Source organism: Acidovorax sp. BoFeN1 (assembly GCF_003345135.1).
Lineage (GTDB): Bacteria > Pseudomonadota > Gammaproteobacteria > Burkholderiales > Burkholderiaceae_C > Acidovorax > Acidovorax defluvii.
The window spans coordinates 1-11,624 of record NZ_QOZT01000105.1 but is presented as its reverse complement, the minus strand read 5'-3'; the positions used below and the strand labels follow the sequence as shown (position 1 = coordinate 11,624).

The 11,624-nt window shown below is 59.8% G+C and carries 16 protein-coding genes; 15 read left to right on the top strand and 1 reads right to left on the bottom strand.

Going from position 1 to position 11,624, the window contains the following annotated elements:
- The first annotated feature begins 98 nt into the window (after positions 1–98).
- The 15 genes from DTW89_RS17175 (at position 99) to DTW89_RS17105 (ending at position 9,956) form a co-directional block, all read left to right on the top strand.
- Positions 99–1,871, top strand: coding sequence for a glutamine--tRNA ligase/YqeY domain fusion protein (locus tag DTW89_RS17175; protein WP_114656812.1), 1,773 nt, complete (start codon positions 99–101; stop codon positions 1,869–1,871).
- Positions 1,872–1,969: 98 nt separating this feature from the next.
- Positions 1,970–3,574 carry an HNH endonuclease gene (locus tag DTW89_RS17170; protein WP_114656811.1) on the top strand — a complete coding sequence of 535 codons (1,605 nt, stop codon included), beginning with the start codon at positions 1,970–1,972 and terminating at the stop codon, positions 3,572–3,574.
- A gap of 8 nt (positions 3,575–3,582) precedes the next feature.
- Complete coding sequence (locus DTW89_RS17165) at positions 3,583–4,311, top strand: phospholipase D family protein (RefSeq protein WP_114656810.1); 729 nt, start codon at positions 3,583–3,585, stop codon at positions 4,309–4,311.
- A 21-nt stretch (positions 4,312–4,332) separates the two neighbouring features.
- Positions 4,333–4,860 (top strand): zeta toxin family protein, encoded by a 528-nt coding sequence (locus DTW89_RS17160; protein WP_114656809.1) that lies wholly within the window; start codon positions 4,333–4,335, stop codon positions 4,858–4,860.
- On the top strand, positions 4,857–5,075 hold the full coding sequence (locus DTW89_RS17155; protein ID WP_114656808.1) for a hypothetical protein: 219 nt from the start codon (positions 4,857–4,859) through the stop codon (positions 5,073–5,075). The genes DTW89_RS17160 and DTW89_RS17155 overlap by 4 nt, the downstream gene beginning before the upstream one ends.
- A 99-nt stretch (positions 5,076–5,174) precedes the next feature.
- Positions 5,175–5,489, top strand: coding sequence for a nucleotidyltransferase family protein (locus DTW89_RS17150; RefSeq protein WP_114656807.1), 315 nt, complete (start codon positions 5,175–5,177; stop codon positions 5,487–5,489).
- Positions 5,490–5,672: 183 nt separating this feature from the next.
- Positions 5,673–5,984, top strand: coding sequence for a hypothetical protein (locus tag DTW89_RS17145; RefSeq protein ID WP_114656806.1), 312 nt, complete (start codon positions 5,673–5,675; stop codon positions 5,982–5,984).
- A gap of 108 nt (positions 5,985–6,092) precedes the next feature.
- Complete coding sequence (locus DTW89_RS17140) at positions 6,093–6,383, top strand: nucleotidyltransferase family protein (protein WP_114656805.1); 291 nt, start codon at positions 6,093–6,095, stop codon at positions 6,381–6,383.
- Positions 6,380–6,730 (top strand): HepT-like ribonuclease domain-containing protein, encoded by a 351-nt coding sequence (locus DTW89_RS17135; RefSeq protein WP_114656804.1) that lies wholly within the window; start codon positions 6,380–6,382, stop codon positions 6,728–6,730. Before DTW89_RS17140 ends, DTW89_RS17135 begins: the two co-directional genes overlap by 4 nt.
- Before the next feature lie 168 nt (positions 6,731–6,898).
- Positions 6,899–7,408, top strand: a complete 510-nt coding sequence (locus DTW89_RS17130) for a helix-turn-helix domain-containing protein (protein ID WP_114656803.1) — start codon at positions 6,899–6,901, stop codon at positions 7,406–7,408.
- Complete coding sequence (locus tag DTW89_RS17125; RefSeq protein WP_114656802.1) at positions 7,398–8,111, top strand: nucleotidyl transferase AbiEii/AbiGii toxin family protein; 714 nt, start codon at positions 7,398–7,400, stop codon at positions 8,109–8,111. Before DTW89_RS17130 ends, DTW89_RS17125 begins: the two co-directional genes overlap by 11 nt.
- A gap of 17 nt (positions 8,112–8,128) precedes the next feature.
- The gene (locus tag DTW89_RS17120; RefSeq protein WP_114656801.1) at positions 8,129–8,458 is read left to right on the top strand and encodes a hypothetical protein; all 330 of its coding nucleotides are present in this window, start codon (positions 8,129–8,131) and stop codon (positions 8,456–8,458) included.
- Between the two features lie 115 nt (positions 8,459–8,573).
- The gene (locus DTW89_RS17115; RefSeq protein WP_114656800.1) at positions 8,574–8,891 is read left to right on the top strand and encodes a DUF2322 family protein; all 318 of its coding nucleotides are present in this window, start codon (positions 8,574–8,576) and stop codon (positions 8,889–8,891) included.
- 135 nt (positions 8,892–9,026) lie between these two features.
- Positions 9,027–9,488: an SRPBCC family protein gene (locus tag DTW89_RS17110; RefSeq protein WP_114656799.1), complete on the top strand. Its 462-nt coding sequence runs from the start codon at positions 9,027–9,029 to the stop codon at positions 9,486–9,488.
- Between the two features lie 219 nt (positions 9,489–9,707).
- The gene (locus DTW89_RS17105) at positions 9,708–9,956 is read left to right on the top strand and encodes a hypothetical protein (protein WP_024815754.1); all 249 of its coding nucleotides are present in this window, start codon (positions 9,708–9,710) and stop codon (positions 9,954–9,956) included.
- 166 nt (positions 9,957–10,122) lie between these two features.
- Here the strand turns inward: DTW89_RS17105 and DTW89_RS17100 are convergent, their stop codons facing one another.
- Complete coding sequence (locus tag DTW89_RS17100; protein ID WP_114656813.1) at positions 10,123–11,385, bottom strand: phospholipase D-like domain-containing protein; 1,263 nt, start codon at positions 11,383–11,385, stop codon at positions 10,123–10,125.
- Between the last annotated feature and the right edge of the window lie 239 nt (positions 11,386–11,624).

The window sequence follows — 11,624 nt, the reverse complement described above, 5'->3', positions numbered from 1 at the left end:
CTACACCGTCTAATTCGTCGGCAGCGTCAGATGGGTATAAGAGACAGACACCCGCCGCCCCAGCGGCAGCCCCCGAAGCCGTCAAACCCAGCAACTTTTTGCGCCAGATCATCGAAGCCGATCTGGACAAAGGCACCTACGCGAGCCGCCGCTGGGCCGGCAGCCCCGGCGACGCCGCCCACCACGCGGCGGGCCAGCCCGACCCCGCCAAAATCCGCACCCGCTTCCCGCCCGAGCCCAATGGCTACCTGCACATTGGCCACGCCAAAAGCATCTGCATCAACTTTGGCCTGGCGCGCGACTACGGCGGCGTGTGCCACCTGCGCTTTGACGACACCAACCCCGAAAAAGAAGACACCGAATACGTCAACAGCATCAAGGACGCGGTGCAGTGGTTGGGCTTTGGCTGGAACAATGGCGGCGAAAGCAACCTGTACCAGGCCAGCGACTACTTCGGCTTCATGTACCGCTCGGCCGAATATCTGATCGAAGCCGGCCACGCCTACGTAGACGAGCAAACCGCCGAGCAGATGCGCATTAACCGGGGCGACTTCGGCAAGCCCGGCGTGGACAGCCCCTTCCGCACCCGCACCCCCGCCGAAAACCTGGCGCGCTTTCGCGAAATGCGCGACGGCAAGCATGAGGACGGCAGCATGGTGCTGCGCGCCAAGATCGACATGGCCAGCCCCAACATCAACATGCGCGACCCGGCCATCTACCGCATTCGCCGCGCCACGCACCACAACACGGGCGACACTTGGTGCATCTACCCCATGTACACCTACGCGCACCCCATCGAGGACGCGCTGGAGCAAATCACCCACAGCCTGTGCACGCTGGAGTTTGAAGACCAGCGCCCGTTTTACGACTGGCTGCTGGAGCGTTTGACCGAAGGCGGCCTGCTGGCCAGCCCGCCCCCCCGCCAGTACGAATTTGCGCGCCTGAACCTCAACTATGTGATCACCAGCAAGCGCAAGCTGGCCCAGCTGGTGTACGACCACAAAGTCAGCGGCTGGGACGACCCCCGCATGCCAACAATAGTCGGCCTGCGCCGCCGTGGCTACACGCCCGCCGCGCTGCAAATGTTTGCCGAACGCATTGGCGTGACCAAATCCGACAGCTGGATCGACTACAGCACCCTGGAAGGCTGCCTGCGCGAAGACCTGGAGCTGAAAGCCCACCGTGGCATGGCCGTGCTCAACCCCGTCAAGCTGGTGCTGACCAACTGGGACGACGTGATGGGCGCCGGCCACCTGGAGCCCTGCACCCTGCCCGCCCTGCCTCACGCGCCGCATGGCGCGTCTTCTGGTGCAGCGCCCGAGGGCGTTGAGAGCCCCGTGCGCCACTTCACCATCGGCAAGGAAGTCTGGATCGAACGCGAAGACTTTGAAGAAGTGCCACCCAAGGGCTACAAGCGCCTCTTCCCAGGCAACAAGGTGCGCCTGAAGGGCGGCTATGTGATTGAGTGCACCGGCTGCACCAAAGACGCCGACGGCAACATCACCGAAGTGCTGGCCACCGTGGTGCCCGACACCAAGAGCGGCACCCCCGGCGCCGACAGCGTCAAGGTCAAAGCCGCTATCACCTGGGTAGGCGTGGCCGACGGCGTGAGCGCCGAAGTGCGCATGTACGACCGCCTGTTCCTGGACGCCCACCCCGACGCGGGCGGCAAGGACTTTATCGAAAGCCTGAACCCGAACAGCCTGAAGGTAGTAACCGCCATCGTGGAGCCGTCATTGGCCAACGCCAAGCCGGACGACAAGTTCCAGTTTGAGCGGCACGGGTACTTCGTGGCGGACCGGGTGGATCACGCGGCGGGGAAGCCGGTGTTTAACTTGGCGGTGGGGTTGAAGGACAGCTGGGGCAAGTAAATAAATATATTTCAACGGCACTTCGCCCAAAACTCCGGTGATGCGTAACCAATTTTTGGTTCGGTATATTTCCAATAAATAAAAGAGGGGATGTTTTCATGGCTTCGCTTTTTCTCAGTCGCCTGCCCAGTGAAGCTCGGCAGAAATTAATCCAGAGCTTGCATTCTGCGCAGAAATCCAATTGCTTCATATGCGAACAGCCAATTGATTTAGTCGCACAAAAAGATGCCATAGATATCGACCACGTAGTTCCGTTAAAAGTGGGTGGGAAAGACGATCCAGCAAACTTCGCCCTAGCTCATGCAAGTTGCAACCGATCAAAGCAAGCGTCCAATTTGGAGGTGGCGCGCATCCTAAGTCGATTTTCCCAATTGAAGGATAAGTTGGCATTGGAAAACAGGTCGCCAAATTTGGGAGATTTGCTGATGCAAGCGGGGGGCAAAAGCCACACCTTAGGCTTTAGTTTGGCCGACGATGCATTGACCTACAGCTTCAGCGAAATGGGCGACAACAAGCTGAAGACGTTGCCTGTGTACGTAGATGAACTAAGTGGCTTTCGATATTTTTTTGCAAAGCTACCCATTCAGTACTTGGCACATGACTCACATATCAACCCCCGTTCGATTGGCAGCAATATTTCCAAATTAGTAGAAGAGTTTTTCAATAAACGTCCCCAATTGCACGTGCCATTGGGTTGGATCAAGAGTGAAGGCAGTAGAAGCGCTATTCATATTTTTGATGGCCAGCATAAAGCGGCAGCGCAGATCATGCTGGGCGCAAAAGCACTGCCAGTAAGAGTCTTCATTGATCCAGATCCTGACACGTTGATCACAACCAATACCAACGCAGGAACCACTCTCAAACAGGTGGCGTTTGACAAGTCGGTCCAGCGACATCTAGGAAATTCACTTTATCAGGAACGTCTACAGCGCTATCAAACTGCCACCAGTCGAAAAGAAGACGACTTGGCCTTTTCCGAACGTGACCTCATAAATCATTTTAAGGGACAGTCAAAGGAGATCAAACGCTACATCCTAGATGCGGTCCGCAACGGCGTGACTTCCGATGCTGAAAACAAATTGATCAGCTTCGTCGATATGTCTGGCCGAGGAACAGATCACCCTCTGTCGTACAGCACAATTGAGAAGACGTTTTACTCATTCTTCATTTACCAAGAGGTGCTAGAAACACCAATTAGTTATTTAATGGAAGAAGGTGAAAATCCACGCGAAATCGAACGCAGTCAAATTGTCCAACTCATGAACCTGATTGCCGAGACGCTGTATATCGATAAATTTGACGATAGTGTAGGCACAGACAAAATTGAGGCAAAACTTCGCAAGGGAGAAACTTTTAGTCACGATCACCTGCGCGCATATCGCCTAAGCAAAGAAGAGATTGTGTACAACTGGCTGCAGTACATGAGCCAGATTGCGCGTCAGTATTTCATCATGCAAGGAATGCCTGATCCCAAAGAACGGCTTTTTCAATGCCGCTTTCCTGAGCCGGTATGGGATAACATGCGCAAGTTCTTAACAAGCCTTAGTGAGTTGCCCGTATGGGTCAATACCGACCTATCAGACTCTGTCTTTGGTGGGAAACAGAATAACAACTTCTGGAAAACCATTTTTGAGACAGGCAAGACACCACAAGGAATGCAAGTACTGTCCAAACCGATCAACCTGATCGACATGATTAAGTAGTTACCCAAATGTCAAAATTCCTGACAACCACGGGTACAAACTACCACCTCGAAGAATTGATCAAGGGCGCGTCAGACCGTTTGATTCTTATCAGCCCATTCCTCAAACTGAACGACCGAATGAAGGAACTGCTGGCAGATAAAAACCGCCTGAAAATCGACGTCCGGATCGTCTACGGCAAAAGCGAGTTGCAGCCGCAAGAGATTGAATGGCTGCGCGGCCTGACCTACATCCGAACCAGCTTCTGCAAGAACTTGCATGCCAAGTGCTACATGAATGAAGAGATGTGCATCATCACCAGCCTGAATCTGTACGAGTTCAGCCAGGTGAACAACAACGAGATGGGCATCCTGATTCAGCGCAGCGAAGACGGGCAGCTATACAAAGACGCTTACGAAGAGGCGCAGCGCATCATTCGCATCAGCGATGAGGTGCGCATTTCTCTGGAGCGTGTCGCCAGCAGCGATCCCGAACCTGCGGCAACGCCAGCTGCGGGAGACTCCGGCACCGACAGCGAAACATCCGCCGGCGACAAGATTCCATCGTCCAAGCTGGCGCAGAAGTTCGGGCTCAAAACGGCACAACTGCTGGACCGGGCCACCGAATTGGGCTACCTCTCGCAACAGGGAGACAAACATGCGCTCACGGCGAAGGGTGAGCAGGCGGGGGTGGAGTTTGTCGCCAAGTCCCGTTTTGGCCCTTACTTTCTGTGGCCGCAGGATCTGGCCTTGAACTGACCCGCAGGACGTGCCCCATCCATGATTCAAACCCAGCCTCGCGCCATCATCATTGCGGGCCCCAACGGCGCCGGTAAAACCACCTTCGCACGCGAGTTTCTACCCGCAGAGGCTCACTGCCCAGTATTCGTCAATGCAGACCTGATTGCGGCGGGGTTGTCACCCTTCGCGCCCGAAGTCGCCGCCATCAAGGCCGGACGCATCATGCTGGCGGAAATAGACGACCACGTTGTCCATCGGCGCAGCTTTGCGTTGGAAACGACCCTGTCCGGGCGGGCTTATGCAGCGAAGGTGCTGCACTGGCGATCACTTGGCTACCACGTCAGCTTGTATTTTCTGCAGCTGCCAACCGCTGAAATGGCCATTGAGCGGGTGCGGTTGCGAGTAGCCCAGGGCGGACATAACATCCCGGACGATGTGGTTCGGCGGCGTTTTAAAGCCGGGCTGAACCAGCTTGAAATGACCTACAAGCCCATCGTCAACGCCTGGTTTCTGTACAACAACCAGCATCACCAACCCGTGCTACTGGCCAAAGGAATTAATCCATGAGCGCCATTCCCATACCCACTCCCATCCTCGACCCTGCCCAAGCGGCACTGGCGGCCCTTTCACGCGCGGGGTTGCGCGCAGCCGAAGAGGCTCGGCGAGCCAACACCTACATGGTGGTGGAGGAAAACGGCAAAGTGCTGCATGAAAGCCCGCAGGAGTATTTGCGTAAGCGCCAGCAACAGACAACGCCGTCCACCCCCAAGAACAACGATTGAAACAGAAATTGCTATTTATTTAATAGCTATTAGCGTAATATTCAAAGGCGCCAGAGGCCGATTTGATTCAAGACATGCAGCACCGCTAAACGCCAAGCTATGCGCCCGTCAGAAGCCCTATTCCGGTACCGATCACAAATCCGCGAGATCGCACTGCGCCACCGCGTCAGCAGTGTGCGGGTGTTTGGATCGGCGCTGCATGGAGACGACACGGCCGACAGCGACCTCGATCTGTTAGAGGAGCCCACTGCGCAAACCACGCTGATGGACATTGGCGCGATCCGGTTTGAACTAAAGCAGTTGCTGGGCATGGAGGTGGATGTGCTCACGCCCAACAGCCTGCCCGCCGCCTTTTGGGACCAGGTTGCGCGAGGCGATGGCCGTATGAGCCGGGCGCACCCGCTGCGGGTGTGATTGCCAAGGTACAAGCTGCCGCCCAGCGCACATGGGCACCCGGTTGCTGGAGCGAGCACAAACGGGGGCGGAGCCGGGAGACGCCATTTAGAAAACTCCTGTTTTGATAGCTGCTTGCGCTTATCCATCAAGCGCTAGAGGCCGATTTCATCCAAAGAACTGCAGCACCACCAAAGCCCATCGATGACGCCTCCATTCACCCCCACCTACACCCACATACCGCCCGGCCCGCTGGCAGGCCCCTTGCAGTTGTTGCCCATCAACGCAGAGGTGGTGGCGGTGCACACGGCCGATGGGGCGAATGTGGGTTCGCTCAAAAAAGTGGGCGGGGTCTGGAAGTTCAAGGCCATGGGCTACGACGCAGCCGGTGGCATGGAGCCCGGCCACGGCCCGCTGACGGAGCAGCACAACATGCAGTTCGCCACGCCCGATGCGGCCGAGGTGAGCGCGCGGTTGCTGGGTGCGCTGGTCAGTGGGCCAGGGGTGTCGTCTTAACTTCGGACGCACCCATTTTGCTTCTATTTTTATAGCTGCTTGCGCAATAGTCATGAGCTCAGGAGGCCAATTTTTCACAAAATGGCCTGCTCCGCTAAACTTCCACCCATGCGCCCTTCCCAAGCCCTCAGCCAGCACCGTGAAGCCGTCTGCCGTGCCGCAGCGCGCTACCACGCGGCCAACCCTCGGGTGTTTGGTTCTGCTCTGCGCGGGGATGATGGCGACGGCAGCGATCTGGACCTGTTGGTGGACACACTGCCCGGAACCACGTTGCTGGATCTGGGTGGCCTGCAGGACGAACTGCAGGAGTTGCTGGGCGTTCCGGTCGATGTGCTCACCCTCAAGGACCTGCCAGCCAAGTTCCGCGATACCGTCGCCCAGGAAGCCCGGCCTGTATGACCGTGAACAGGCTGGCGGATGATCTGGACCCCATGCGCCAAGTCATTGCCGACGCGCAATCGTTCACCGAAGGCATGGCCCAGGCGGACTTCGAGCAAGACAGGCGCACCCAGCAGGCGGTGGTCATGAGCCTGATCGTGCTGGGGGAAGCGGCCACCAAGGTGATGGATCAGCACTCCGCTTTTGCAGCCGAGCACAACCACATTCCTTGGCGCAGCATGCGCGGCATGCGCAACCGCATTGCCCATGGCTACTTTGAGATCAACCTCGAAGTGGTGTGGGACACGGTTCAAACCGCCTTGCCGGTTTTGCAAACTCAGCTCGACGCCTTGCCGTCGTCCATTTGATCTGACGCCGCCGAGCGCAACCGCTTTTCGGAGCAGCACAACATGCCGCTCGCAACGCCAGATGCCGTAAAGGTGAGTGCGCGGCTGCTGGGTGCGCTGGTACTGGATATTTCAAAAAGCGTTTCTCATATTTGACAAAATTACGCTTTTGAAAATAATGAGAAACAAATGCCTTCACCCGCACCCCTTACCCCCGAGCAATGCGCCGCCCAACTTCAAGCCTTGGGCGCGCAGATTCGTGCCCAGCGCAAGGCGCTGCGGCTGAGTGCAACGGTAACGGCCGAGGCAGCGGGCCTGTCGCGGGTGACGCTGCACCGCATCGAAAAGGGCGAGCCATCGGTCACCATGGGTGCGTGGTGCAACGCCATGGCGGCGCTGGGCATGGGGCTGCAGGCAACACCCAGCACAGCCGATACAGCAAAGCCAGCACCCGACCGCACCGGCTGGATTCCGGCCAGGGTGCCGCTGGCCGACTACCCGCAGTTGCGTGCGCTGGCCTGGCAGGTGCACGGCACCGACACCCTCACGCCCGCTGAGGCCTTGGGCATTTACGAACGCAATGCGCGGCACCTCGACATGCAGGCCATGTCTGCCAACGAACTGGCCCTGCTGCAGGCATTGCGGCTGGCCCTGTCGCCCAGTGCCAAAACCGACACCGGGGCCAGCGATGCAGTTTGAGCGCCCCCACCACCAGCGCATTGCGCATGTGCTGCGGGCACTGAACGGGGACACGCTGCGCCAGCATGGCTGCCTGTTTGGCGGAGGCACCTGCATTGCGCTGCGCCATGGCGAATACCGCGAGTCGGTGGACATTGATTTTCTGGTGTCTGACGCGGCGGGTTACCGCGAGCTGCGGCAACTGTTTACCGGCCCCGACGGTCTGGCTGCCATCACCCACGCGCACGCGCAGCCACTGGAGGCATTGCGTGAGATAAGGGCCGACCAGTACGGCATACGCACCCAGGTGCAGATGGATGGGCAGCCGATCAAGCTGGAAATCGTGCGCGAGGCCCGCATTGCTTTGGAGCCCCCGGTGGCCGATGACACGCTGTGCGGCGTGAGCACGCTGACGCGGCTGGATCTGGCTGCCTCCAAGCTGCTGGCCAACTCCGACCGCCAGGCTGACGACGGCGTGTTCAGCCGCGACGTGATTGACCTGGCCATGATGGGCTTGCCCTTGCCCGCGCTACGCGCCGCGCTGGCCAAGGCGGCAGAGGCTTATGGCCCCTCGGTGGCGCGCGACCTGGGCAAGGCGATAGACCGGTTGCAGACCCGCACCGGCTGGCTGGAGCGCTGCATGCAGGCCATGGCGATGCAGATGCCCAAGGCGGTGCTGTGGCAAAAGGTGCGCGCCCTGCGGCGCGTTCTGCCCGAGGTTTGAAAAGACTGACAAGCCCCATGCCCCGCCGCAAACCCCACCACCACGTTTACGTGGTCGAACTCTCCAAGGACGTGCTGAACGAGCCGCGCTTTCGCAAGTGCAACCCCGGCTACGTGGAAGGCATGCCCTGCGTGTACGTGGGCATGACGGGCCTGGACCCGGATATGCGGTTTGACAAGCACAAGGCGGGCATTCAGGCCAACCGGTTTGTGACGCAATATGGTCTGCGCCTGCTGCCTGACTTGTACGATGGCTTCAACCCCATGGGCTACGAAGAGGCGGTGGACCGGGAGATCGAGATGGGCATTGACCTGCGCTCGGCAGGGTTTGGGGTGTGGCAGGCGTGATGCGTTTACCCCGCTCATCCTTTAATATCAAGGTTTACTCATATTTTCATAGCTGCTTGCGCTTATTCATCAAGCGCTAGAGGCCAATTTCATTCAAACTTTCATCACCATCACCATGAACTTTGCAGACCGCCTCAAGCAACTTCCCTCCGCCAGCCACCTTGCCGCCCTGCAATTGCTGGGCGCGGACGGCCAGGTGCTCGCCACCATCGAGAACAAGCCTGGCCAGACGGGATCGCTGGTGGTGTATGCCGCGCTGGCGGCGCTGTATGGGGGCAGCATCACGCCTGCGGCGGCCAGCCTGGGGCTGGAGTGGTATGCCGAGCATGTGGCCGATGCGCGGGCTTTCCCCGGCAAGCACCCCAACATCGACCGGCTGCTGGCGTGGGCGCAGGGCACCGAGAGCTACCGCGCCCAGCCCGTGGCCGCGTGATGGCCAGGTGGCGGAGGTGCTCTTTTGGTTACAGGGTGTCGAACACGCCCCGGTTCATTCGTCGTAAAAAGGTGGGCGGTTTGTCGCTGCGCGTGCGGTCACCCGCACCGCTTTCCACCTGAAAGGACACCGACCATGACCACCACCGGCCCCTCCACGGGCACAGTCACCCTGCACCGCGTGCTGCGCGCGCCGCCCGAGCGGGTGTACCGCGCCTTTCTCGACCCCGACGCCCTGTGCAAGTGGCTGCCGCCGCATGGCTTCACGGGCCGGGTGCTGAGCCTGGACGCTCGCGTGGGCGGCACCTACCGCATGCAGTTCACCAACCTCGACAATGGCCAGACGCATGCGTTTGGCGGCGCATATGTAGAGCTGGTGCCGGGCGAGCGCATCGTGCACACCGACCGGTTTGACGACCCCCACCTGCCGGGCGAGATGCTCACCACGGTCACGTTCAAGGCCGCGTCGGTGGGCACCGAGCTGGCGGTGGTGCAGGCGGGCATTCCGGCTGTCATCCCCACCGAGGCGTGCTATCTGGGCTGGCAAGAGTCGCTGCAGTTGCTGGCGCTGCTGGTCGAGGCGGAAGTTTCGGGCTGACACCTGCGGTGGCCGGCTTGCGCCCAGCGCGCGTGCAATGGTGTGGCCCAGTGCGAACGCGGAGGTGTGCGGCAGACGGGTGCAACGCACCATCGCAAGGGCTGACGAGCTTCTTTAGCTAGTTTTTTCATAGCTGCTCGCGCTTATCCCTTCTGCTCAAAGTGCCCGTTTGCCATCAAATTGGGTTACCCTCGCCGCCTTATCCTCAAGGAACCTGCCATGAAAAAACTCAACGTCACCATCCAGCTTGAAATGTCCGTGCCGGACGACTGGGAACTGGTAGGAACGTCCGAAGGCACGCCGGTGCTCAAGCTGCCCAACGGCGTGTTCATGGACGTGGCCATCGAGCCGCTGTTTGCCAGCGATCCCGAGGAAACCTGGAGCAGCACCGATGACGACGATGTGCTCAACGACATTCTGGACATGGTGGAGAGCGAGGCGGTGACTTACGAGTTCATCACGCACTGAGTGTGGCGCGGTGGTGGTCATGGCCACTCAAGTAGCCATGGCCATGCCGTGACAAGCACTGCGTGCGCTGCAGCGCACGTGTTTCAGGCCCCGCGCAGGTACATCTATCGCTATATTTTATATAGCACATTGCGCTTATCCAGCGTGCGCTAGCGCCGTATTTGACTCAAAGTTGCGACCGCAGCCAGCCGGTCAGCTTTTCGTGCGCCTTCTCGCGCAGCGGCCGGTTGAGCCATTCTTCGTAGGTTACGCGGCGCGATCTTTTGAGGTCGTCTTCAAACACCTCGGTCTGCCGCTTGGCAAACGCGGCGTCGTACACGTTCAGATTGGCCTCGTCGTTCAGGCGGAATGAGCGGTTGTCGAAGTTGGTGGAGCCCACCGACACCAGCAACTGGTCCACGATCATGACCTTGCAGTGGTACATGGTGGGCTGGTATTCATAAATCAGCGCGCCCGCCTGCAGCAGCGGGCCCCAGGTGGCGCGGGATGCGGCTTTCACGGTGTCGGTGTCGGTGTGCTCGCCGGGGGTGATGAAGCGCACGCGCACGCCGCGCGCCAAGGCGTCCATCAGGTGTTTCTGGGTCAGTTCGTCGGGCACGAAATACGCCACCGACAGGTCGATGCTGCGCTCGGCCGCTGTGATGGCCAGGTGGTACATGAGTTGCATGCTCTCGCTGCCGCTCGATGGCGAGCTGGAGAACATCTGCGCCTTTTGCGCACCGGCGGGCGCAATGGGCGGGAAATACAGCGCGCCATGCAGCACCTTGCCGGTGACCTTGAGCCAGTTGTCCAGAAAGGTGGCCTGCATCTGCGCCACCACGGGGCCGCGCACCAGGTAGTGCGAGTCGCGCCAGTGGTCGGGGTCTTGCGCGTTGCCCATCCATTGCGGCGCAATGCCCACGCCGCCCGTGAAAGCGACCTGCCCGTCCACCACCAGCAGCTTGCGGTGGGTGCGGTTGTTCAGGCGAGCCAGGTTGTACCAGTGGGGCTTGTGGAATTTTTCGATCTGCACGCCCGCCTCTTTCATCTCGGTGAGGTAGCTTTCGTCCATCTTGGCGCTGCCCACCCAGTCGAGCAGCACATGCACGCGCACACCGGCGCGGGCGCGCTCGCTCAGGGCGTCGGCAAACTGCTTGCCGATATCGCCCGACCAGTAGATGTAGGTTTCAAAGGTGATGCTTTTTTTTGCGCCCTGGATGGCGGCCAGCATGGGCGGAAAAATCTGGTCGCCGTTGAGCAGCTCGGTCACCGCGTTGCCGCCCACGATGCCGGGGCCCAGCAGGCTGCCCAGCGCGCGCTCGAAATCCGGGCTGGCGGTGCTGTACAGGCGTGGCAGTTGTTGCTGCACCTTTTTTTCGCCCGCGGTGAAGTTGAGCGCCAGCAACACAAGGGCGCCCGTGGCCAGGGCGGTCAATAGAACGGTGAGCATGGTGGAACGGCGGCGGCCCGCTGCTTTTTGCATGGGGCGATTGAGGGCGGCGCCTGCGCGGCGCGATGTAGGCGAACGCCGCCAACGAAAGCGCGTGGTTATGCGGCATGGCGGCCCGCTGCAGCGGCACAATGGCAGACTGCCGTGGGGCCTGGGTGCGCTGCACCGGGGCCCTGCGCCCTTGTTTTTTTGCTTTACCCATGTCTGCCACCGCCGTGCCCGCACCAGCCCCTCACCCC

What these genes read in the sequence shown, in the direction of transcription:
- DTW89_RS17170 (WP_114656811.1), top strand. Translation starts at nt 1,970, where the DNA reads ATGGCTTCGCTTTTTCTCAGTCGCCTGCCCAGTGAAGCTCGGCAGAAA.
- DTW89_RS17165 (WP_114656810.1), top strand. Translation starts at nt 3,583, where the DNA reads ATGTCAAAATTCCTGACAACCACGGGTACAAACTACCACCTCGAAGAA.
- DTW89_RS17160 (WP_114656809.1), top strand. Translation starts at nt 4,333, where the DNA reads ATGATTCAAACCCAGCCTCGCGCCATCATCATTGCGGGCCCCAACGGC.
- DTW89_RS17155 (WP_114656808.1), top strand. Translation starts at nt 4,857, where the DNA reads ATGAGCGCCATTCCCATACCCACTCCCATCCTCGACCCTGCCCAAGCG.
- DTW89_RS17150 (WP_114656807.1), top strand. Translation starts at nt 5,175, where the DNA reads ATGCGCCCGTCAGAAGCCCTATTCCGGTACCGATCACAAATCCGCGAG.
- DTW89_RS17145 (WP_114656806.1), top strand. Translation starts at nt 5,673, where the DNA reads ATGACGCCTCCATTCACCCCCACCTACACCCACATACCGCCCGGCCCG.
- DTW89_RS17140 (WP_114656805.1), top strand. Translation starts at nt 6,093, where the DNA reads ATGCGCCCTTCCCAAGCCCTCAGCCAGCACCGTGAAGCCGTCTGCCGT.
- DTW89_RS17135 (WP_114656804.1), top strand. Translation starts at nt 6,380, where the DNA reads ATGACCGTGAACAGGCTGGCGGATGATCTGGACCCCATGCGCCAAGTC.
- DTW89_RS17130 (WP_114656803.1), top strand. Translation starts at nt 6,899, where the DNA reads ATGCCTTCACCCGCACCCCTTACCCCCGAGCAATGCGCCGCCCAACTT.
- DTW89_RS17125 (WP_114656802.1), top strand. Translation starts at nt 7,398, where the DNA reads ATGCAGTTTGAGCGCCCCCACCACCAGCGCATTGCGCATGTGCTGCGG.
- DTW89_RS17120 (WP_114656801.1), top strand. Translation starts at nt 8,129, where the DNA reads ATGCCCCGCCGCAAACCCCACCACCACGTTTACGTGGTCGAACTCTCC.
- DTW89_RS17115 (WP_114656800.1), top strand. Translation starts at nt 8,574, where the DNA reads ATGAACTTTGCAGACCGCCTCAAGCAACTTCCCTCCGCCAGCCACCTT.
- DTW89_RS17110 (WP_114656799.1), top strand. Translation starts at nt 9,027, where the DNA reads ATGACCACCACCGGCCCCTCCACGGGCACAGTCACCCTGCACCGCGTG.
- DTW89_RS17105 (WP_024815754.1), top strand. Translation starts at nt 9,708, where the DNA reads ATGAAAAAACTCAACGTCACCATCCAGCTTGAAATGTCCGTGCCGGAC.
- DTW89_RS17100 (WP_114656813.1), bottom strand. Translation starts at nt 11,385, where the DNA reads ATGCTCACCGTTCTATTGACCGCCCTGGCCACGGGCGCCCTTGTGTTG.